Origin of the sequence: Streptomyces antimicrobicus, assembly GCF_020532625.1 — a bacterium.
In the GTDB taxonomy this organism is placed as follows: Bacteria; Actinomycetota; Actinomycetes; order Streptomycetales; family Streptomycetaceae; genus Streptomyces; species Streptomyces antimicrobicus.
Genome location: NZ_JAJAUY010000063.1, coordinates 1 through 20579, shown reverse-complemented (window position 1 = coordinate 20579; position 20579 = coordinate 1). Strand labels below are relative to the sequence as shown.

Below are 20579 nucleotides of genomic sequence, written 5' to 3'. Positions count from 1 at the left end.
ACTCACGCAGTTGCCGGCGTTGTTAGATAGCGATCAGTAGTGCGAGGTCGAAGTTATGTTAGAGCTCTAATCCTCGCAAGGGTTTTAGGATGCGGGGATGACCTCCATGCCCCCCGACGAGCGCATCGGCTCGCACATCAAGCGCGCCGAGCAGGCCCTGGTCGCGGCCAAGAACGCCGCGCTCAAGCCGGCCGGGGTGACCGTCGCGCAGTACGCCGCCCTGCTCTGGCTCGCCGAGAAGCCCGGGATCTCGGCCGCCGCGCTCGCGCGGCTGTGCGGGGTGACGCCGCCGACCATGAACACCGTGCTGAAGAACCTCCAGGAACGCGGCCTGATCGAGCGCAGCCCCCACGAGTGGCACCGCAACGTCCTGGAGACCCGGCTGACCGTCGAGGGGCGGGCCGTGATGGAGATCGCCGACGCCGCGGCCGTACGGGTGGAGCGGGCGCTCGCGGCGGCGTTCGGCGACGAGGAGCGCGAGCTGCTGGTCTCGCTGCTCGGGCGGGCGGCCGAGGTGCTCGACGCCCAGCGGTGAGACGCATCTCATCTTTTGTCGCGGAGGTGAAACCCGGAAGCCGCGTTCACGCATCTCGGGTAAAGGGATACCCAAGCCACTCTCTGTCCGTCTGTCCGCCGAGGGCAGTCATGACCGTTCGGAGCGAAGTCCGTGCACCAGTACCCGCAGCGCCCGCGGCCCGATGACCAGCCGTACGGGGGACAGCCGCCGCAGCCGCCGCGGCCGTACCGCCCTCAGCCCCAGTACGCGGCCCAGGCCACGCAGGAGATGCCCGGCTACCAGGGCCTGCCGCCGCAGAGCCCGCCGCCGCCCGGGCCCCCGTACCACGACGACGAGCCGCCGGCCCCGCCCCGCAAGTCGCGCAAGAAGATCTGGATCAGCGCGGGCCTCGTCGTGGCGCTGCTCGCCGGTGGCGGTGGCTGGGCGTACTTCAAGACGGACTGGTTCGACGGCAACGGCGAGACCGTGAGCTACGGCAAGCCGCCCGCGGACGCGAAGGGAAGCGGCACCCCCGGCACCGGCGCGGCCAAGCCCAGCGGTGACCCCGACCTGTCCATGCCGACCGGCCCGGCCGCGGAGTTCAAGCAGACCAGCAAGCTCGACGACGGCACCCGAATATCCAAGACCCGCCTCAAGGGAGCCAAGTCCGGCTTCGAGGGCGACGTGTGGGTCTGGACGCCCAAGGAGTACGACGACCCGAAGTACGCCAAGAGCGGCTTCCCGGTGCTGATCGCGCTCCCCGGCGGCAACGGCCACCCCACCAACTACTGGGCCGACCGCAGCCTCGGCCTGCAGAAGGCGGTCGCGGAGGGCGTCGGCAAGGGCACCAGCCTGCCGTTCATCCTGGTCATGCCGGTGCTCAACCCGGACAACAAGTACTACTACGACGGCTCCGACATCCCCAACCAGCCCAAGATGGGCACCTGGATGGCCGAGGACGTCCCCGAGCTCGCCCGCGCCAACTTCCGCACCTGGAAGTCCCGCGACGGCTGGGCCTTCATGGGCAACTCCTCCGGCGCGTTCGTCGGCCTCAAGCAGCTGATGCAGCACCCGGACAAGTTCCGCGCGGTGATCGCCAACGGCGGCGAGACGGCCCCGGACTCCCCGCTGTGGAAGGGCTTCAAGGCCGAGATGGACGCCAACGACCCCGGCAAGCTCGCGCAGAAGCTGATCACGGCCAAGGGCCCGGAGGTCTACGTGAACTTCCAGTACGGGACGAAGGAGGGCGGCCGGGACCGGCTGGAGAAGTTCCAGCGCGACCACGGCAAGGGGCCCATCAAGATCGACGTCTACGAGATCAAGGGCGGCGACCACAACGGCTGGGACTACGTCCGCGGCATGAAGGAGCAGGGCCTGCAGGCCGTCAGCAAGATCATGAAGGGACCCAAGCCCGCCGCGGGGTGAGCGGCGCATCGGGTACATCTCACCGGTCCGAGGCAACCCGTCGACTCGTTCACCCCTCTGTAAAGGGTGCAAGGGGGACCCATCAGAACGGGACGATTCGTGGTGCAGCACGACCAGCTGGAACAGCGCAACTCCAAGACCGCCGGACGGTCCGCGGCCGGGTCCGCGGCCGGGTCCGCGGCCGAGGCCGGATCCGGAGCCGAGACCGGCATCGGTACCGGGTCCGGGGTCGAGACCGGCATCGGTACCGGTGCCGACACCGGCACCGGCACCGGTACCGGCCCCCGCGCCGGCACCGACCCCGACACCGACCCCGGGACCGGCCGCCGACCGCGCCGCCGCAGCCGCCGTACGCTCCTGATCGCCGGCGCGGTCGCGTTCGTCCTCGCGGCCACCGCCGGGGCGTACAAGCTCGGGGTGTTCTCCGACATAGGGGACCCCGCCTCCTTCGGCCACGTGAAGGAGGCCGCCGCGGGCGCGGCCGAGTCGCGGCCCGGGGTCCTGATGCCCACCGGGCCGCGGGCGGAGTTCGTCCGGACCAGCCGGCTGCCGGACGGCACCCAGGTCGCCCGCACCACCCTCAAGGGCGCGAAGTCGGGCTTCACCGGCGACGTATGGGTGTGGGCGCCGAAGGAGTACTACGACAAGCGGTACGAGCGCAGCGCGTTCCCGGTCCTGATCTCGCTGCCGGGCGGCCGCGGCTACCCCACCAACTACTGGGGGACCGGCCCCGGCCTCGGCCTCCAGCAGGCCGTGACCGACGGCGCGAAGGCGGGCCGGAGCCTGCCGTTCGTCCTCGTCATGCCGGTGATCAACGCCGACACCAAGCACCACTTCGACGGCTCCGACATCCCCGGTCAGCCCAGGATGGGCACCTGGATGGCCGAGGACGTGCCGGATTTTGTCCGCGCCAACTTCCGCACCTTCTCCTCCCGTGACGGCTGGGCCTTCATGGGGTCGTCCTCCGGCGGCTTCGGTGCGCTCAAGCACGTCCTCAAGCACCCCGACCGCTTCAAGGCGGTGATCGCCAGCGGGGTCGACATCGTGCCCGACTCCCCGCTGTGGAAGGGGAACACGCGGGCCATGGACGAGAACAACCCGGAGAAGCTGGCCGAGAAGCTCATCGCCGCCGGCGGCCCGGACGTCTGGATCAATTTCCAGATCGGCACCGCCGAGTCCGGCCGCGACAAGGCCGAGAAGTTCATGCGGGACTACACCCGGGGCCCCGTGCACACCCGGCTCCAGGTGATCCAGGATGGGGAGCACAACGGAAAGTCGTACGTACGCGGAATGAGGGAGGGCTCGCTGGAGTGGATCAGCAAGGTACTGCTGCCGCCGACCCCCGACCCCGGCGCACGGTGAGACCGGCGGTCAAGGGAGCGTCGGCGGCGGCCGCCGCCGGGATCGCGGCGCTGGCCGCGGTCGCGTTCCTGAGGACCGCGGACGACGAGCCGCTCGCGGTGACCTCCCCCTTCCCGGCCGTGGGCGTCCTGATGGCCAACGGGGAGCACTGGTGCACGGCGAGTGTGGTGGACAGCCCCAAGGGGAACGTCGTCGCCACCGCCGCGCACTGCGTGGCCCCCGAGGGCGCCGGCGGCGAACCCGGCGAGGTCGCCCACGACGGCCTCGCCATCGGCGAGCTCTCCTTCGCCCCGGCCTTCTCCGGCGGGGGTTCGGGGCGGCAGCCGCTGGGCCGTTGGAAGGTCCGCTCCATCCACGTGGACGAGCGGTGGACGAAGTGGGGCGAGGACACCGCCGACTACGCCTTCCTCACCGTCGAGCCCGACAAGAACGGCCGCAGCGTGCAGGACGTGGTCGGCCGCGACCAGGCACCGGCGCCGGACTGGGCCTCGGAGTACGAGCGGGAGGTGACCGTGGTCGGCTACCCGGACTCCGACCACAACCCGGAGAACAAGCCGGTCTCGTGCAGCACCCGGACCGGTCACGACGAGGACGACCCCGACATGCTCTACATCAGTTGCGCGGGCTTCTGGACGGGCACCAGCGGCAGCCCCTGGATCGCCGACCGAGGCCCCGGCCGGGCCGGGAAGCTGATCGGGGTGCTCAGCGGCGGGGACACGGACGTGGACTCCACGGCCGCGCTCTTCGACGCGGACGCGAAGAAGCTGTACGAACGGGCCGCGCGGGGCTGAGGCGGCGCCGAATCGTTTCGCCGCCCCGGAGCCGGAGCCGGAGCCGGGCGAGGCCGCGGCGGGCCGGAGCCGGAGCCGGGCCGGGGCCGGGGACCGCCCCGGCTACCGCCGCCGCTCGGTCGACACGATGACCCCCACCGCCGCCACCACGACCGCGCCCCCGGTCAGGATCGGCCAGGTCAGCGCCTCGTCCAGGATCAGCGCGCCCAGCACGACGGCCACGACCGGGTTCACGTAGGCGTACGTCGCCGTGAGCGACAGCGGCGCCCGCTGGAGCAGCCACGCGTACGCCGTGAACGCCACGAGCGAGCCGAAGACGATCAGGTAGCCGAGGGCCACCCAGGAGCGGGTGGAGACGGCGGCGAGGTCCAGGCCGTGGTGCTCGCCGCGCCCGAGGCCCACCAGGAGGCCGGCGACGCCGCCGACGAGCATCTCGTACGCGCTCGCCGTGAACGGGTCGGCCGGCATCGGCAGCTTCGAGGATGCGAAGGACCCCACCGACCACAGTGCGGACGCGGCGAGCACGAGCAGCACGCCCCACAACTGCACGTCCCCGCTCAGGCCGGGGCTCGTCAGCACCATGAGCCCCACCAGCCCCAGCAGAACACCGCCCAGGGTGCGCAGCGGTGGCCGGTCCCCGGTGGCCGTGCGCAGCAGCACCACCCACATCGGCACGGCGGCGATCAGCAGCGCGGCCAGGCCGGACGGCACGGCGGTCTCGGCGAGCACGACCAGGCCGTTGCCGCCGAGGATGAGCAGCAGGCCGACGACCACCGTCGAGCGGAGCTGGGCCCCGGTCAGGCGCAGCGCCGCGGGGCCCTGCCGCCAGGCGACGAGCCCGGTCAGCAGCAGCCCGGCGGTGACGAACCGGGCGCCGGCCGACAGGAACGGCGGCATCGTCTCGACGGCGACCCGAATGCCGAGGTACGTCGACCCCCACACGACGTACACGATGCCCAGCGCCGCCCAGGCCGCCCCCGTCACCGCCCGGCCGGAGCCGTCGGCCGGACCGGAGCGGCGGGACCGACCGGGGGGACCGGAGGAACCGGAGGAACCGGAGGAACCCTTCGCGGGTCTCGCACTGCGCACGGGCCGGATCCTACGGTTCGTTGGCCTCTACAGGCACCTGGGTTCCGCCAGGTGGGCCGAGGCACCCGGCCCCGGCCCACCCGCCACCCGGCCCCGGCCCACCCGCCACCCGGCCCAGGCCCGCCCGTCCCGCCCGGCCCCGTCCCGCCCGGCCGCGGCCGGCCCGGGCTCAGTTGCCGAAGAGGGAGTTCAGGTCCCCGTACGTGAGGGAGTCGGCGACCGCGTCGTACGTGCCCTTGGTGAGCAGTTCCTCGGTGGCCCGGCGGACCACCGCGTACGCCGCCTCGGCCACCCAGGAGCCGAGGCTGACGCGGGCCACGCCCAGGGCCCCGAGCTTGGCGACGCCGGGGGCGCCCGGGCCGACCAGGATGTTCAGCGGGGCGTCGATGCCGCGGGCGAGTTCGGCGACGACCTCCGGCTCGTGCACGCCGGGCACGAAGATGCCGCTGGCCCCGGCCTCCAGGTAGGCGGCGGCGCGCGAGAGGGTCTCGGCCAGGCGGGGGGCGCCGGGCTCGCCGAGGCCGAACAGGTAGGTGTCGATCCGGGCGTTGACGTACAGCGGCACGCCGGCGGCGTCGGCGGCGGCGCGGGCCGCCGCGAGCCGCTCCACGTGCTCGGCCGGTTCCCGCGAGCCGTCCTCGATGTTGATGCCGACCGCGCCGGCGGCGATCACGGCGGAGACGGTCTCGGCGACCCCCGCCGGGTCCGCGCCGAAGCCGCTCTCGATGTCGGCGCTCACCGGGACCCGCACGGCGTCGGCGACCCGGGCGACGAGGTCCACGGCGCGGTCGCGGGCGAGGGCGTTGCCATCGCGGGAGCCGAGGGACCAGGCGACCCCGGCACTGGTCGTGGCGACGGCGGGCGCGCCGGCCGCCTCGACGAGCCGGGCGCTGGCGACGTCCCAGGCGTTGGCGAGGGCGAGCGGGGCGGCGGGCGTGTGCAGGGCGGCGAACCACTGCGCGCGCTCGGCGGCGGTCTCAAGGTTGGTGGTCGTCATACCCGAAGTCCACCAGACCCGGCCCGGCGAGGTCTGGCAGTTTTCCGCCGTCTGCGCAAACCAGAACCATGTCCGCCGCGTCGATGCCGTACGGACCCCCGGCTCTGCCGTACGAACCCCCTCCCCGGCCCTGCCGTACGGATCCCCTCCCCGGCCCTGCCGTACGGACCCCCCCGCTCCACCCCGGCCCGCCCTGCCGTACGGACCCCTCTCGGGGTCCGCCCCCGCCCGCGCACACGAAAACTTCACAAGTGGGCCGCCCCGCCCCCGACTTCCCCCGCCCCAGCCGCCCCATGGCGCGAAATCGTCCCACCCCGCTCCCGGCCGGACTCCGCGGTTCCGCCCCGGCACCCCCCGCGGGCTCGGCTCCAGGGGGCGGCCGCCGGGTGCCCGGGCCCCCGGTCGAGGGGCGCTCGAACCGAGCGGTTTGGCCGGAACGGGTAGGCAGTCGCCGGGGTCGGCCCGTGGCCGATCTTTACCCCGGCGTGGCCGGAGCATGGCGTGGTTGTTACGGGCCCGCCGGGGCCTTGTCGGGAGCCGACGGGGTGGGTCAACCTCTTGGAGGCGGTGGCCCGGTGCACTCCCGCCGTTGTCATGAGCATGCCTTTACCGGCGTGCCGTGCCGCGCCGCCGCCCGCTCCACCACCCCCCGCAGCGCACCACCTATGAGGAGGACCCCTCGATGTCCGTGATGCGTCAGACCCGCCGGAGGCTCGCCGGCATCAGTGCGACAGCCGTCGTCGCCCTCGCCCTGGGGGCCGCGGCCGCACTCCCGGCCTCGGCCGCCGGTACGGCCGCCGCGGAAGGCAGGATCGAGAACGCCGGTGCCGCCGGTACCGTCCCCGGCAGCTACATCGTGATCCTGAACGACTCCGTCGCCCGCTCCACCCTCGCCAGCGGCACGTCGGTCGCCGAGAAGCACGGCGCCAAGATCGACCGGGTCTACTCCGCCGCCCTCAACGGCTACTCCATCGAGGCCACCGAGGCCCAGGCCAAGAAGATCGCCGCCGACCCGGCGGTCAAGTCCGTGGTGCAGAACCGCACGTTCACCGTCGACGCCACCCAGCCCAACCCGCCGTCGTGGGGCCTGGACCGGATCGACCAGAAGAACCTGCCGCTCAACCAGAGCTACACCTACCCGGACAAGGCCGGTGAGGGCGTCACCGCGTACATCATCGACACCGGCGTCCGCATCACCCACCAGGACTTCGGCACCCGCGCCTCCTACGGCTACGACGCCATCGACAACGACAACACCGCTCAGGACGGCCACGGCCACGGCACCCACGTCGCCGGCACCGTCGCGGGCAACGCGTACGGCGTGGCCAAGAAGGCCAAGATCGTCGGCGTCCGCGTGCTCAACAACCAGGGCTCCGGCACCACCGCCCAGGTCGTCGCCGGCATCGACTGGGTGACGCGGAACGCGGTCAAGCCGGCCGTGGCCAACATGTCGCTCGGCGGCGGCGCCGACTCCGCGCTCGACACGGCCGTGCGCAACTCCATCGCCTCGGGCATCACGTACGGCGTCGCGGCGGGCAACGAGTCCACCGACGCCAGCACCAAGTCCCCGGCCCGGGTCGGCGAGGCGATCACGGTCGGCGCCACCACCAACACCGACGCCAAGGCCAGCTACTCCAACTATGGCAGCGTCCTGGACATCTTCGCCCCCGGTTCCGGGATCACCTCGTCCTGGGGCACCGGCGACACGGCCACCAACACCATCTCCGGTACGTCGATGGCCACGCCGCACGTCGTCGGCGCGGCCGCCGTCCACCTCTCGCAGAACCCGGCCAGCACCCCGGCCCAGGTCGCGTCGGCCCTGGTCGCCGCCGCCACCCCGAACGTGGTGACCAGCCCCGGCACCGGCTCCCCGAACCGCCTGCTGTTCGTCGGCGGCGGCACCACCACCCCGCCCGGGCCGCGCTTCGAGAACACCGGTGACTACGCGATCAACGACAACTCCACGGTCGAGTCCCCGATCACGGTCAGCGGTGTCCCCGGCAACGCCCCGGCGGCCCTGAGCGTGTCGGTCGACATCAAGCACACCTACATCGGTGACCTGAAGGTCGACCTGGTCGCGCCCGACGGCAGCGTCTACACCCTGCACAACCGCAGCGGCGGCAGCACGGACAACATCCTCCAGACCTACTCGGTCAACGCCTCCTCCGAGGTGGCGAACGGGACCTGGAAGCTGCGGGTGAACGACAACGCCAACATCGACACCGGCAAGATCGACTCCTGGGCGCTGCAGTTCTGATCCGCCCGTAGGCGGGCTCGGCGAGCGGCCCGGCTCAGGGACCTGACGGTCCGACGGCGGGGGCGACCGACACCTCGGTCGCCCCCGCTGCGTACTATTCGCGCGTTCGTTCGTGCCGTCCGTTGGAGCCGCCGCTGTGAGCACCCCGCCGCCGTCCCCCTGGCATCCGCCGCAGCCGCAGCAGCCGTACCAGCAGCCGTGGGGCGCGCCACCGCCCGGCGGGCCCGGCTTCCCGCCGCCCGGCGGGCCCGGCTTCCCGCCGCCCGGCTTCCCGCCGCCGTCCCCCTCGTTCAACGGCTTCGCCATCGCCTCGCTCCCAGTCGGACTGCTCTGCCTGCCGCCGCTCGGGGTGGTCTTCGCGATCGTGGCGCTGGTCCAGATCCCCAAGCGGCGGGAGCGCGGCAAGCCGCTGGCGATCGTGGGCCTGGTGCTGTCGGTGCTGATGTCCGTGCTGATGGTGTTCGTGCTGGACGGGGCCGCCGACTCCTTCATGGAGGGCTTCCGGCGCGGCGCGGACCGCCGGGCCGCCCAGGAGGGCGGCGGCACGGCCGACGGCACCCGCACGCTGGTCACCAAACTCCGCAAGGGGGACTGCTACAACGTGCCCGGCGGCAACCTGGAGCGCGAGACCCGCGTGGTGTTCACCGTCCCCTGCGCCGAGCCGCACGACGCCGAGGTGACCGAGCCGCGCCACGGGCTCGGCCGCGGGGACTACCCGGGCGTCGAGGAGATCGAACGCCAGGCCGTCAGGGCGTGCTGGAGGGCGCAGGACGAGTACGCCCCCGACTCCTGGGCCGTGCCCGCCGAGGTCGAGATGTTCTACCTCCACCCCACCCGGGAGTCGTGGAACATGGGCGACAAGGACATCACCTGCCTGATGGCCGAGCGGAACGCCAAGCGCCGGGGCAGTCTGCGCCAGGAGAACCTGACCACCGAGCAGCGGGCGTACCTGACCCAGGCGGACGCCGTCGAGCTCGCCCTCAGCAACCCGCCGGACGCCGACGAGGTCTCCGACGACCTGACCGGCTACAAGCACTGGGCGCACGAGGTCGACACGGCGATGACCGCCGAGTCGGACGTGCTGCGCACCCTGGCGGCCAAGCCCGCCCTGCGGCGCCCCGCCGACGCGCTGCGCGGCGAGCTCGACCGGGCCCGGGCGGCGTGGAAGGCGGCCTCCACGGCGAAGGACGCCAAGGCCTTCGAGCAGGCGGCGGCCGCGGCGGCCGCGGCGACCCGCCTGGAGACGGAGAAGGCGATGCGCGCCGCGCTCGGGCTGACGACGACCGTGCCGGAGTGGCGCCAGGAGCGCGAGGGCGCCCCCGACGGCGGCGGTTCCGGCAGCGGGCGGGCGCCCTCGCACCAGGCGGTGTGACGCAACGTAACGGGTTTCGGGCCAGGGTTTCATCACATCGGGTGAAACCCTGGCCCTTGCTTGCGGTGCGGAACCATCGGTTGCCACGCTGTTGCTGTCTGTCAACCTGATGGGAGTGGCCAGTGACTTTCGGTGAGCAGCCGGCCTATCTGCGCGTCGCCGGGGATCTGCGGCGGAAGATCGTCGATGGGTCCCTGCCTCCGCACGCCCGGCTCCCCTCCCAGGCCCGGATCCGCGAGGAGTACGGCGTCTCCGACACCGTGGCACTGGAGGCCCGCAAGGTCCTCATGGCGGAGGGTCTGGTCGAGGGCCGGTCCGGGTCCGGGACGTACGTACGGGAGCAGCCGGTGCCGCGCCGCGTCTCGCGTTCCGGGTACCGGGCGGCGGCCGGCGTCTCCACGCCCTTCCGCCAGGAGCAGGCGGAGGCCGGCGCCCAGGGCACCTGGGACTCGCACAGCGAGCAGACCGCCGCCCCCGCCGACATCGCCGCCCGGCTCGGCATCGAGGCGGGCGACCGCGTCATGCGCACGCGCTACGTCTTCCGGGACGGCGGCGAGGCGATGATGCTCTCCACCTCCTGGGAGCCGCTCGCGCTGACGGGTCGCACTCCGGTCATGCTTCCCGAGGAGGGCCCGCTCGGCGGCTGCGGCGTGGTCGACCGCATGGCCGCCATCGACGTCGTCGTGGACAACGTCATGGAAGAGGTCGGCGCACGGCCGGGTCTGGCGGAGGAGATCCTGCTGCTCGGCGGCGTCCCCGGCCATGTCGTGCTGGTCGTCGGCCGTACGTACTACGCCTCCGGCCGCGCGGTGGAGACCGCCGACGTGGTCGTCCCCGCCGACCGCTACCGCCTCGCCTACCACATGCCGGTCCGCTGAGGAGGCTGCCCGCGGGCCCCTCCGGGGGCGGTACGGATCGCACAAAAGCCCAGCGTGCGCCGGTTCGCACCGGCGCGCGCGGCTTCGTCGTACGCATGGCCGGATGCGTACGCCTGCCAGGTACCTCTTCGTGAAAAACCGTATCCGCTGTGTAAAGGTCGGGCGTAAGCTCGGGCATATGCGCACTGCGGTTTCCTGGGCAGGTACGACGGCGGAGGGTGAAGCGCGATGAACGACGGCGGTGCCCTGCTTCCGTGGCTGGTCATACGGCAGGACGACAACGGCAACCGCTACCGCGTGGGCCGGTACGCCACCCGGTCCGAGGCCCAGAAGGTCGCGGACAGCCTGGACGACCGGGCGCACAAGCAGCTCTACTGGGTCGAGCGGGTCGGCCGGACCGCCACAGCGAACTGAGGACGGCGACAGCCGTGACATAGGCTCCGCCCATGACGCAACGAGTGGTCGTGGGCGGAGCCCTTTGTCATGAAGGGCGCCTGCTGGCCGCCCGCCGTAGTGCGCCCCCCGAGGTGGCCGGCCGTTGGGAGCTGCCGGGCGGCAAGGCCGAGCCGGGGGAGTCCGTCCCCGAGGCGCTGGTGCGCGAGCTGCGCGAGGAGCTCGGTGTGGAGACCGAGCCGTTGGAACGCATCCCCGGGGAGTGGCCCGTGCGGCCCGGCCTGGTCCTGCACGTGTGGACGGCCCGGCTGGTCTCCGGTGAGCCCCTGCCGCTGGAGGACCACGACGAACTGCGCTGGCTCGGCCCGGACGAGCTGGACTCGGTGGACTGGCTGGACCAGGACCGTCCGGCGGTGGCGGAAGCCGGCCGCCGGCTGCGCGGGGGCGCGTGAGGGTCGTGCACTGGGCCGTACGTGCCACAGTGCGCTGGCGGGCGGTGATCGGGTGGTACGGCACCTGAAATATCGGGTATGTCGCTATTAATCCCTTTCTCGTCCCCCTCTCGTCCCTGACGAACGGATCGGGGTCCGCTGTTGGCCCGGGAAGTGATCGGCGTGATCGAGACAGACGGTGAATGCGTCGAGTGGGCCTTCCCCGCCGAGCCCGACGCCGTGCGCACCGCCCGCCACGCCGTGCGCGGCACCCTGCGGGACTGGGGTCTGGAGTCCGTCGGCGACGTCACCGTCCTGCTGGTCAGCGAGCTGGTGACCAACTCCCTGCGCTACGCCTCCGGCCCCATCGGCGTCCGTCTCGTACGACGACATCAGGCCACCGACCTCTCCGCCCCGGCCCCCGCGCTGCTCGTGGAAGTCTCCGATCCGCTTCCGGATCCGCCCCGCGAACGTGTGGCCGGCTCCGACGACGAGGGCGGCCGGGGCCTGCACCTGGTGGCGGTCTCGGCCCAGCGGTGGGGGACCCGGCACGGGAAATCGGGTAAGACCGTGTGGTTCGAGTTGGCCCTACCTGGTGAGTAAGACAGGGGAAGACCGAACGGGGAGCACCTGCCCGGTGACAGCCGGGGCAGATCATCCGGCGTGGCTCGAAATCACTGAGACCGTGCTGTGATCGTGAACGCCGTGCCGTCCGGGGCCGTGGTGCTGAATACTTCGGTCATGGCCGGTCCGGTTGCGGTGAGCTGGAGGGGACGGTCGCGTGAGCGAAATACCTGCACAGGCACATGAGACCCGCGTGCCCGGTTCGTCGTGGCACGACGCCTTGTGGCACAGCAGTCCGCCTGGCTCGATATACGACTACATCAAGGTCGCTTCCTTCTCCCTCGGCCCCGACGGGCTCGTCGACCAGTGGAGCCTGCGCGCGGCCGAGCTGTTCGGGTTGACCCCCGCCGACGTGCTCGGACGCGACCCGGTCGAGGCCTTCATGCCGCCGGAACTGCGCGCCGACGGCCACCGCAAGGTCGCCGAGATCCTCGACGGCGAGGAGTGGACGGGCCTGGTCCCCTTCCGGATCCCCGGCGGCTCCGGAGCGCGCGGAGTGGCCGAGATCTATGTGATGCCCACCCGCAACGCGAACGGCGAGCGGGCCGCCTTGTGCATCGTGGTCGACGTACGGGCCCTGCGGCGGATCGAGTCCGACCTCGCGGCCTCCCAAGCCATATTCGGCCAATCTCCCTTCGGCTTCCTCCTCTTCGGTACGGACCTGACCGTGCAGCGGGCCAACCGGCGCTTCGCCACCGTCTTCGGCGGCACCACCGAGGAGCACCGCGGCCGCACCGTGCACGACTACCTGCCCCCGCACGAGGCCGACCGGATGACCGAGGCCCTGCGCCGGTGCCTGGAGACCGGCGAGGCCGTCACCGACCTGCAGATCACCGGCGCCGCCCCCGGCAGCCGCGAACACCGCCACTGGTCGATCAACCTCTACCGGGTGCACGGCGGCAGCGGCCGGCCCATCGGCGTCGCGGGCCTGGGCACCGACGTCACCCGCCGCCACCTGGCCGCCCGCGAGGCCGCCGGCGTCCGGCGCAACCTCGCCCTGCTCAACGAGGCCGGCGCCCGCATCGGGACCTCCCTGGACCTGGAGACCACCGCCCGCGAACTGCTGGACGTCACCGTCCCCGGCTTCTGCGACCTGGCCTCCGTCGACCTCTACCAGGCGCTGCTGGCCGGCGACGACGACCGCGACGGGCCCGCACGCCCGCAGGGCCCGGGCGTGCCCACCCTGCCGGGCCAGGGCGCCGGACGGCTGCCGTCGGCACCGCTGCGCCGGGTCGCCTGCGCGAGCGCCGTCTCCGACGCGTCGGGGTCCGGCCCGCTGGTCGGGGTGGGGGAGATCCACCGCTACCCCGCCTCCTCGCCCGGCGCGCTCGCGCTGCGCGCCGCCCGCCCGCGGCTGGTGGAGGGCGGCGGACCGGAGGACATGGTGCAGTCGACCCTGGTCGTGCCGCTCGTGGCGCACGACACCGTGGTCGGCCTCGCCCAGTTCTCCCGGACCAAGGGCAGCGAGCCGTTCGGCGAACGGGACCGCGCGGTGGCCGTGGAGCTCGCCGCCCGGGCGGCGGTCTGCATCGACAACGCGCGCCTGTACCGGCGCGAGCACGAGCGCGCCCTGATCCTCCAGCGCAGCCTGCTGCCCCCCGGCGACCCGGAGGCCGCGGGCCTGGACATCGCGTGCCGCTACCTGCCGGGCAACGCCGCCACCGAGGTCGGCGGCGACTGGTTCGACGTCATCGAGCTGCCGGGCCACCGCACGGCGCTGGTGGTGGGCGACGTCATGGGCCGCGGCCTGCGCGCCGCCGTGGCCATGGGAGAGCTGCGCACGGCGGTACGGACCCTCGCCCTGCTGGACCTGGAACCGGCCGAGGTGCTGACCGCCCTGGACGAGATCGCCCGGGGCCTGGGCGCCCCCGGCGGCACCCAGCACACCCGCGCCCGGGAGGCGGACCGTTCCGAGGTCTACCTGGCCACCTGCGTCTACGCCGTCTACGACCCGGTGACCCGGCGCTGCACGATCGCCAACGCGGGCCACATGCCGCCGATGCTCTGCGCCGGGGACGGCGCGCTGCTGCTGGACGTGCCGCCCGGCATGCCGCTGGGCGTGGGCGGGGAGCCGTTCGAGGAGGTCGAGGTCGAACTCCCCGAGGGCGCGCTGCTGGCCCTGTACACCGACGGCCTGGTCGAGTCCCGCGACCACCCGCTGGAGGAGGGCCTGCGCGGCCTGCGCGAGGCCCTGGCCGATCCGGTCCGCCCGCTGGAGGACGTCTGCGACCACGTCCTCGCGACGCTGGAGACCCGGCACGGCGAGGACGACATCGCGCTGCTGATGGCCCGGGTGCAGGGCCTGCCGCGGGACGCGGTGGCGGACTGGAAGCTGCCGCGGGAGGCCCGCTCGGTGGGCCGGGCCCGCGAACTGGCCCGGGCCCAGCTGCCCGCCTGGGGCCTGGAGGGCCTGCTCGACACGACGGAGCTGCTGGTCAGCGAGCTGGTCACGAACGCCCTGCGCTACGGCGAGGGCGAGATCCGGGTCCGGCTGCTGCTGGACAGGACCCTGGTGTGCGAGGTGTGGGACGCGAACCTCGTCCAGCCCCGCCGGCGCCGCGCCCGCGACACCGACGAAGGCGGCCGCGGCCTCCAGCTGGTCGGCATGCTCTCCTCCGGCTGGGGCACCCGGCGCACCCCGCGCGGCAAGACGGTCTGGTTCGAACTGCCGCTGCCGGGGGCGGCGTGCGAACCCGCGACGGAACTCTCGGCGGAGCAGCTGCTGAGCATGTACGGCTGATCCGGTCCGCGCCCGGCGGCCCGCGCCCGGCGGCCCGCACCCCGCCGGGCGCCCGGGGTGCGGACCGGCCGGTCGGCCGTCAGTCCCGGCGGCGCGAGATCTTCGAGCCCAGCCAGACCAGCGGGTCGTACTTGCGGTCCACCGCCCGCTCCTTGAGCGGGATCAGCGCGTTGTCCGTGATCTTGATGCCCTCCGGGCAGACCTCGGTGCAGCACTTGGTGATGTTGCAGTAGCCCAGCCCGTGGTCCTCCTGGGCCGTCCGCTTGCGGTCCAGGCCCTCCGCCTCGGCCGCGTCCAGCGGGTGCATGTCGAGCTCGGCCACCCGCATCAGGAAGCGCGGGCCCGCGAAGGCCGCCTTGTTCTCCTCGTGGTCACGCACCACGTGGCAGGTGTCCTGGCACAGGAAGCACTCGATGCACTTGCGGAACTCCTGCGAGCGGTCCACGTCCACCTGCTGCATCCGGTACTCGCCCGGAGCCAGCCCCTGGGGCGGGACGAACGCGGGGACCTCGCGGGCCTTGGCGTAGTTGAAGGACACGTCCGTCACCAGGTCCCGCACCACGGGGAAGGCCCGCAGCGGGGTGACCGTGATCGTTTCCTCCCGGCTGAACGTCGACATCCGCGTCATGCACATCAGCCGCGGCCGGCCGTTGATCTCGGCGCTGCACGAGCCGCACTTGCCGGCCTTGCAGTTCCAGCGGACCGCGAGGTCCGCCGCCTGGGTGGCCTGGAGCCGGTGGACGATGTCCAGCACCACCTCGCCGTCGTGCACCTCGACGGTGAAGTCCCGCAACTCGCCGCCGTCCGCGTCGCCCCGCCAGATCCGGAAGCGTGCGTCGTAGGTCGTCACTCGTAGAGCTCCTCTTCGGCGAGGTACTTGACCAGCTCCTCCTTCTCGAAGAGGGCGAGCAGGTCGGGGCGGATGGGTTCGGTCCGCTGGCGGACCAGGCGGATCCGGTCGGCTGCCGGGTCCGCGGGGGCCGGATCCACCGGGTGGCAGACCAGGTTCACCGGGCGCCAGTCCCGCTCCATCGCGGGGCAGTCCTCGCGGGTGTGCCCGCCGCGGCTCTCGGTGCGCTCCAGGGCCGCCTTCGCCACGCACTCGCTGACCAGCAGCATGTTCCGCAGGTCCAGCGCGAGGTGCCAGCCCGGGTTGAACTGGCGGTGCCCCTCGACCCCGGCCCGGGCGGCGCGCACCCGCAGGGCCCGCAGCTTGCCGAGGGCCTGCTGCATCTCGCCCTCCCGGCGGATGATGCCGACCAGGTCGTTCATCGTCTGCTGGAGTTCCTGGTGCAGGGTGTACGGGTTCTCCGCGCCGTCCTCGGCGTGGAACGGCGCCAGCGCCTCGGCGGCGGCCGCGTCGATCTGGCCGTCGTCCACCGCGGGCCGGACCGTCGCCCGGGCCGCGTGCTCGGCCGCGTGCAGGCCGGCCCGTCGGCCGAAGACCAGCAGGTCGGACAGGGAGTTGCCGCCGAGCCGGTTCGAGCCGTGCATGCCGCCCGCGACCTCCCCGGCCGCGTACAGGCCGGGCACGCCCACGGTGGCGGCCGTGTCGGAGTCGACGGCGACCCCGCCCATCACGTAGTGGCAGGTCGGGCCGACCTCCATGGGCTCGGCGGTGATGTCCACGTCCGCCAGTTCCTTGAACTGGTGGTACATCGACGGCAGCCGCCGCTTGATCTTCTCCGCCGGCATCCGGGTGGACACGTCCAGGAACACGCCGCCGTGCGGGGAGCCCCGGCCGGCCTTGACCTCGGCGTTGATGGCGCGGGCCACCTCGTCGCGGGGGAGCAGCTCGGGCGGGCGCCGGTTGTGGTCGGGGTCGTCGTACCAGCGGTCGGCCTCGGCCTCCGTCTCGGCGTACTTCTCCTTGAAGACGTCCGGGACGTAGTCGAACATGAACCGCTTGCCGTCGCTGTTGCGCAGCACCCCGCCGTCGCCGCGCACGGACTCCGTGACGAGGATGCCCTTCACCGACGGCGGCCAGACCATGCCCGTGGGGTGGAACTGGACGAACTCCATGTTCAGCAGCGGCGCCCCCGCGAGCAGCGCCAGCGCGTGCCCGTCGCCGGTGTACTCCCACGAGTTGGAGGTCGTCTTGAACGACTTGCCGATGCCGCCGGTGGCCAGCACCACCGCGGGCGCCTCCAGGACGAAGAAGCGGCCGGACTCGCGCTCGTAGCAGAAGGTCCCGGACACCTTCTCGCCGTCCTTGAGCACCCGGGTGACCGTGCACTCCTGGAAGACCTTCAGACGGGCCTCGTAGTCGCCGAACTCCTTGAAGTCCTGCTGCTGGAGCTGCACGATCTTCTGCTGGAGCGTACGGATCAGCTCCAGGCCGGTGCGGTCACCGACGTGCGCGAGCCGCGGGTACTCGTGGCCGCCGAAGTTGCGCTGCGAGATCCGCCCGTCGGGCGTGCGGTCGAACAGCGCGCCCCAGGTCTCCAGTTCCCAGACCCGGTCCGGTGCCTCCTTCGCGTGCAGCTCGGCCATCCGCCACTGGTTGAGGAACTTCCCGCCGCGCATGGTGTCGCGGAAGTGCACCTGCCAGTTGTCGCCCTCGTTGACGTTGCCCATGGAGGCGGCGATGCCGCCCTCGGCCATCACCGTGTGGGCCTTGCCGAACAGGGACTTGCAGATCACCGCTGTCCGCGCGCCGCGCTCGCGGGCCTCGATCGCGGCGCGCAGCCCCGCGCCGCCGGCGCCGACCACGACCACGTCCCAATGCTGCCGGTCGACTTGAGCCATGTCAGAAGATCCTCGGGTCGGTGATGGCGCCGCTCGCCAGCAGGTACACGTAGAAGTCGCACAGCGCCACGCTGATCAGCGAGGCCCAGGCCAGCTGCATGTGCCGGGCGTTGAGCCGGCCCACCCAGCCCCACAGCCGGTAGCGCACGGGGTGCTTGGAGAAGTGCCGCAGCCGGCCGCCGATGACGTGCCGGCAGGAATGGCACGAAAGGGTGTAGGCCCAGATGAGCACGATGTTGACCAGGAAGATCAGCGTGCCCAGGCCCATGTGCCCCCAGGCGTACGTGCTGTCCCGGAAGGTCAGGACGGTGTCGTACGTGAGGATGCCCGCCACCGGCAGCGCCAGGTAGAAGAAGTAGCGGTGGGCGTTCTGGAGGATCAGCGGGAAGCGGGTCTCGCCGGTGTACGAGCCGTGCGGCTCGGCGACCGCGCAGGCCGGGGGCGAGGCCCAGAAGCCCCGGTAGTAGGCCTTGCGGTAGTAGTAGCAGGTCAGGCGGAAGCCGAGCGGGAAGATCAGGATCAGCAGGGCGGGGGACAGCCCCCACCAGCTGCCGAAGATCTCCCAGTTGGGGCCGCCCTTCATCGGGACGCAGTTCTCCGCCAGACAGGGGGAGTAGAAGGGCGAGACGTACGGCGCCGCGTAGTAGTCGGCGTTCGCGAACGCCCGCCACGTCGAGTAGACGATGAAGGCGAGCAGCCCCGCCGCAGTGGTCGCGGGGGCGAGCCACCAGCGGTCGGTGCGCAGATGACGGGCCGCGATCGCGGCCCGTGAGGTGTCGTGGACGCCGGTCAGCTGCCGGGGTCGCGGTGGTCGGGTGCCTGTGGCCAAGGGGAACTCCGGGAGGAGTGGTCAGGGGTGGCCCAGGAGACCCAGCCGTGCGCGGGGCGCCGGCTGGGCCTGATGGGGTGTGGCGGAAGGTTACGGCTGCGGGGTCAGGGTGCTCGCCGGTCGCGGGCGCCCAGGCCCTCGTCGTCGGTGTCCGTCCACAGCGCGCTGTCGTACGGGGTGTCGGGGATGGTGACCATCCCGGACCGGTCCGGCGGCGCGGCCGGACCCGCGCTCTTCTGCCGCGCGGCCTTCTGCTCCAGCTGCTCGACCTTGCGGGTCAGCTCGTCGAGGTTGCGTCGTACGGCGTTCAAATCGTCCTGCAGGGACATGACTTGCCCTCACTTCCGCAGGTTGCGGTGGCAACGCTCATGTGCGCCTGCGAGTGTCGCCCCTGGTGTCCCCGGTTGTGAAGGGACGTGCAGCGATTCCGGGCGCGCAGGCGCGATCTGTGCGCCCCCTCCCTGCATCCATTCTGATCCCTCTTACGGGGGACCGCGCGTCCGTGGCCGGGCCGGTATTGGTCCGCACGGGTGGGGTTCGCGGCGTGGCGCGGGGGTGCTGCGGGGGGTGCGGCAGGTGGTCGATTTCAGTTGATTTCGACACCGGTGTGATCAGCTCCTTAATAGCCGCGTCCCCGCCCCGGAGGTACCACCCATGTCCCACAGAAGGCGCAGCTCCTTGGCGCTGCTGACCTCGGGCGTCCTCGCGCTGCCGCTGCTGGCGGGTTGCGGGACCGAAGACGACGGCGGTCCGGTCGCCGCCGGCCCGGACATCGCGGCGACCGCGCGCGAGAAGGTGGCCGACGGCGGGGTGCTGCGCTGGGCGGTGGACTCCCTGCCGCAGACCTTGAACACCTTCCAGGCCGACGCCGACGCCACCACGACGCGGATCGCCGGCGCCGTGCTGCCGCAGCTGTTCGTGCTGGACGCCAAGGGGCAGCCGGTGGCCAATCCGGACTACCTGGAGAAGGCCGAGGTGATCGCGCGCGAGCCCAAGCAGGTGGTGCTGTACAAGCTCCACCAGCAGGCCGTGTGGAGCGACGGGCGGGAGGTCGGGGCACCGGACTTCGTGGCCCAGTGGCGGGCCCTGAACGGGAAGGACTCCGCCTACTGGACGGCGCGCAACGCCGGCTACGACCGGATCGAGAAGATCGAGCGCGGGGCCAACGACCTGGAGGTCAGGGTCACCTTCGCAAAGCCCTACGCCGACTGGAAGTCGCTGTTCAGCCCGCTGTACCCCAAGCAGGTCACCGGCACCCCGGAGGCGTTCAACGAGGGTGCGCGCGGCGCGCTCAAGGTCACCGCGGGCCCGTTCGACCTGGGCGCGATCGACAAGAAGACCGGCACGGCCGCGCTCTCGCGCAACCCGCGCTGGTGGGGCCGGCCGGCCAAGCTCGACACCCTCGTGCTCACCGCCGTGCCCCGGGCCGACCGGCCCGCGGCGCTCGCCGCCGGGAAGCTGGACCTGGCCGAGCTCGACCGGGCCGGGGCGGACCGGATCGCCGCCGCCCGGCGCGGCGGCGACCGCGGCGCCGCGAACGGACCGGGGGCGGCGCTCACCCCCGCCCAGGCGATGCTGTCCTGGGCGGACGCGCACGGCTCCGACGAGGACAAGGCCGTCGAGGAGCAGGAGGCGCGCCGCAAGAGCGCCGAGGCGGTCCGCAACTACGCCGCCGAGCAGCAGGCGCTGGCCCGGTTCACCGTGCGCAAGTCCCTGGAGCCGGCGTACACCCAGCTGGCGCTGAACGGGTCCTCCGGGCCGCTGGTCGACGAGCGGGTCCGCCGGGCGGTCGCCCGCGCGCTGGACCGCCAGGAACTGGCCGAGATCGTCCTCAAGCCGCTGGGCCTGCCGGCCAAGCCGGTCGGCAGCCACCTGGCCCTGGCGGGCCAGCGCGCGTACGCGGACAGCAGCGGGGCGCTCGGCACCCAGGACACCGGGGCGGCCCGGGCCCTGCTCGCGGACGCGGGCTGGCGCCCGGGCGGCAAGATCACCCAGCCCGCGGCCAAGGCCGGTCCGCAGGCCGGGCAGCAGGAGCAGGACGACTCCAAGCGTCCGGCGGGCCCCGGCACCGGCAACGACGGCCTCTACGTCGTCGGCCAGGACGACGAGCGCAATGGCGACCTGTCCGTGGTGGCCGCCCGCGCCCG

At 72.7% G+C, this 20579-nt stretch carries 18 protein-coding genes; 12 read left to right on the top strand and 6 right to left on the bottom strand.

The features are described 5' to 3' along the window. Window positions 1-97: 97 nt before the first annotated feature. The 4 genes from LG632_RS17170 (at window position 98) to LG632_RS17155 (ending at window position 4074) form a co-directional block, all read left to right on the top strand. Complete coding sequence (locus LG632_RS17170) at window positions 98-535, top strand: MarR family winged helix-turn-helix transcriptional regulator (RefSeq protein ID WP_226728190.1); 438 nt, start codon at window positions 98-100, stop codon at window positions 533-535. Between the two features lie 132 nt (window positions 536-667). Continuing rightward, window positions 668-1921, top strand: a complete 1254-nt coding sequence (locus tag LG632_RS17165; protein ID WP_308108600.1) for an alpha/beta hydrolase — start codon at window positions 668-670, stop codon at window positions 1919-1921. 357 nt (window positions 1922-2278) lie between these two features. Then, on the top strand, window positions 2279-3283 hold the full coding sequence (locus LG632_RS17160) for an alpha/beta hydrolase (RefSeq protein WP_264201918.1): 1005 nt from the start codon (window positions 2279-2281) through the stop codon (window positions 3281-3283). Next, complete coding sequence (locus LG632_RS17155) at window positions 3280-4074, top strand: trypsin-like serine peptidase (RefSeq protein ID WP_226728189.1); 795 nt, start codon at window positions 3280-3282, stop codon at window positions 4072-4074. Before LG632_RS17160 ends, LG632_RS17155 begins: the two co-directional genes overlap by 4 nt. Window positions 4075-4176: 102 nt before the next feature. Here the strand turns inward: LG632_RS17155 and LG632_RS17150 are convergent, their stop codons facing one another. Both LG632_RS17150 and LG632_RS17145 read right to left on the bottom strand, forming a co-directional pair. Next, entirely contained in the window at window positions 4177-5163 is a 987-nt protein-coding gene (locus LG632_RS17150) for an EamA family transporter (protein WP_374203500.1), read from the bottom strand. Between the two features lie 169 nt (window positions 5164-5332). Continuing rightward, entirely contained in the window at window positions 5333-6160 is an 828-nt protein-coding gene (locus LG632_RS17145) for an isocitrate lyase/PEP mutase family protein (RefSeq protein WP_226728188.1), read from the bottom strand. A 682-nt stretch (window positions 6161-6842) separates the two neighbouring features. Here LG632_RS17145 and LG632_RS17140 point away from each other — a divergent pair. The 7 genes from LG632_RS17140 to LG632_RS17110 all read left to right on the top strand — a co-directional run bounded on the left by LG632_RS17140 (window position 6843) and on the right by LG632_RS17110 (window position 14855). Further along, complete coding sequence (locus tag LG632_RS17140; RefSeq protein WP_226728187.1) at window positions 6843-8417, top strand: S8 family peptidase; 1575 nt, start codon at window positions 6843-6845, stop codon at window positions 8415-8417. Window positions 8418-8553: 136 nt separating this feature from the next. After that, the gene (locus LG632_RS17135) at window positions 8554-9789 is read left to right on the top strand and encodes a DUF4190 domain-containing protein (protein WP_226728186.1); all 1236 of its coding nucleotides are present in this window, start codon (window positions 8554-8556) and stop codon (window positions 9787-9789) included. A 122-nt stretch (window positions 9790-9911) separates the two neighbouring features. Further along, window positions 9912-10667 carry a GntR family transcriptional regulator gene (locus LG632_RS17130; protein ID WP_226728185.1) on the top strand — a complete coding sequence of 252 codons (756 nt, stop codon included), beginning with the start codon at window positions 9912-9914 and terminating at the stop codon, window positions 10665-10667. A gap of 228 nt (window positions 10668-10895) precedes the next feature. After that, entirely contained in the window at window positions 10896-11081 is a 186-nt protein-coding gene (locus LG632_RS17125) for an SPOR domain-containing protein (RefSeq protein ID WP_226728184.1), read from the top strand. A gap of 32 nt (window positions 11082-11113) precedes the next feature. Further along, window positions 11114-11512, top strand: coding sequence for a (deoxy)nucleoside triphosphate pyrophosphohydrolase (locus LG632_RS17120; RefSeq protein ID WP_226728183.1), 399 nt, complete (start codon window positions 11114-11116; stop codon window positions 11510-11512). Window positions 11513-11665: 153 nt separating this feature from the next. After that, window positions 11666-12094, top strand: a complete 429-nt coding sequence (locus LG632_RS17115; protein ID WP_226728203.1) for an ATP-binding protein — start codon at window positions 11666-11668, stop codon at window positions 12092-12094. A 214-nt stretch (window positions 12095-12308) separates the two neighbouring features. Then, window positions 12309-14855 carry a SpoIIE family protein phosphatase gene (locus LG632_RS17110; protein ID WP_374203499.1) on the top strand — a complete coding sequence of 849 codons (2547 nt, stop codon included), beginning with the start codon at window positions 12309-12311 and terminating at the stop codon, window positions 14853-14855. Between the two features lie 79 nt (window positions 14856-14934). Here the strand turns inward: LG632_RS17110 and LG632_RS17105 are convergent, their stop codons facing one another. The 4 genes from LG632_RS17105 to LG632_RS17090 form a co-directional block, all read right to left on the bottom strand. Continuing rightward, window positions 14935-15705, bottom strand: a complete 771-nt coding sequence (locus LG632_RS17105) for a succinate dehydrogenase/fumarate reductase iron-sulfur subunit (protein WP_226728182.1) — start codon at window positions 15703-15705, stop codon at window positions 14935-14937. Beyond that, the gene (locus LG632_RS17100) at window positions 15702-17603 is read right to left on the bottom strand and encodes a fumarate reductase/succinate dehydrogenase flavoprotein subunit (RefSeq protein WP_226728181.1); all 1902 of its coding nucleotides are present in this window, start codon (window positions 17601-17603) and stop codon (window positions 15702-15704) included. Before LG632_RS17100 ends, LG632_RS17105 begins: the two co-directional genes overlap by 4 nt. Before the next feature lies 1 nt (window position 17604). Beyond that, the gene (sdhC, locus tag LG632_RS17095) at window positions 17605-18432 is read right to left on the bottom strand and encodes a succinate dehydrogenase subunit SdhC (RefSeq protein ID WP_226728180.1); all 828 of its coding nucleotides are present in this window, start codon (window positions 18430-18432) and stop codon (window positions 17605-17607) included. A gap of 104 nt (window positions 18433-18536) precedes the next feature. Next, entirely contained in the window at window positions 18537-18761 is a 225-nt protein-coding gene (locus tag LG632_RS17090; RefSeq protein WP_226728179.1) for an Rv0250c family protein, read from the bottom strand. A 325-nt stretch (window positions 18762-19086) separates the two neighbouring features. On the opposite strand from LG632_RS17090, the gene LG632_RS17085 reads away from it, so the two are divergent. Then, on the top strand, window positions 19087-20579 hold a 1493-nt coding region (locus LG632_RS17085; protein WP_226728178.1), incomplete at its 3' end, for an ABC transporter substrate-binding protein.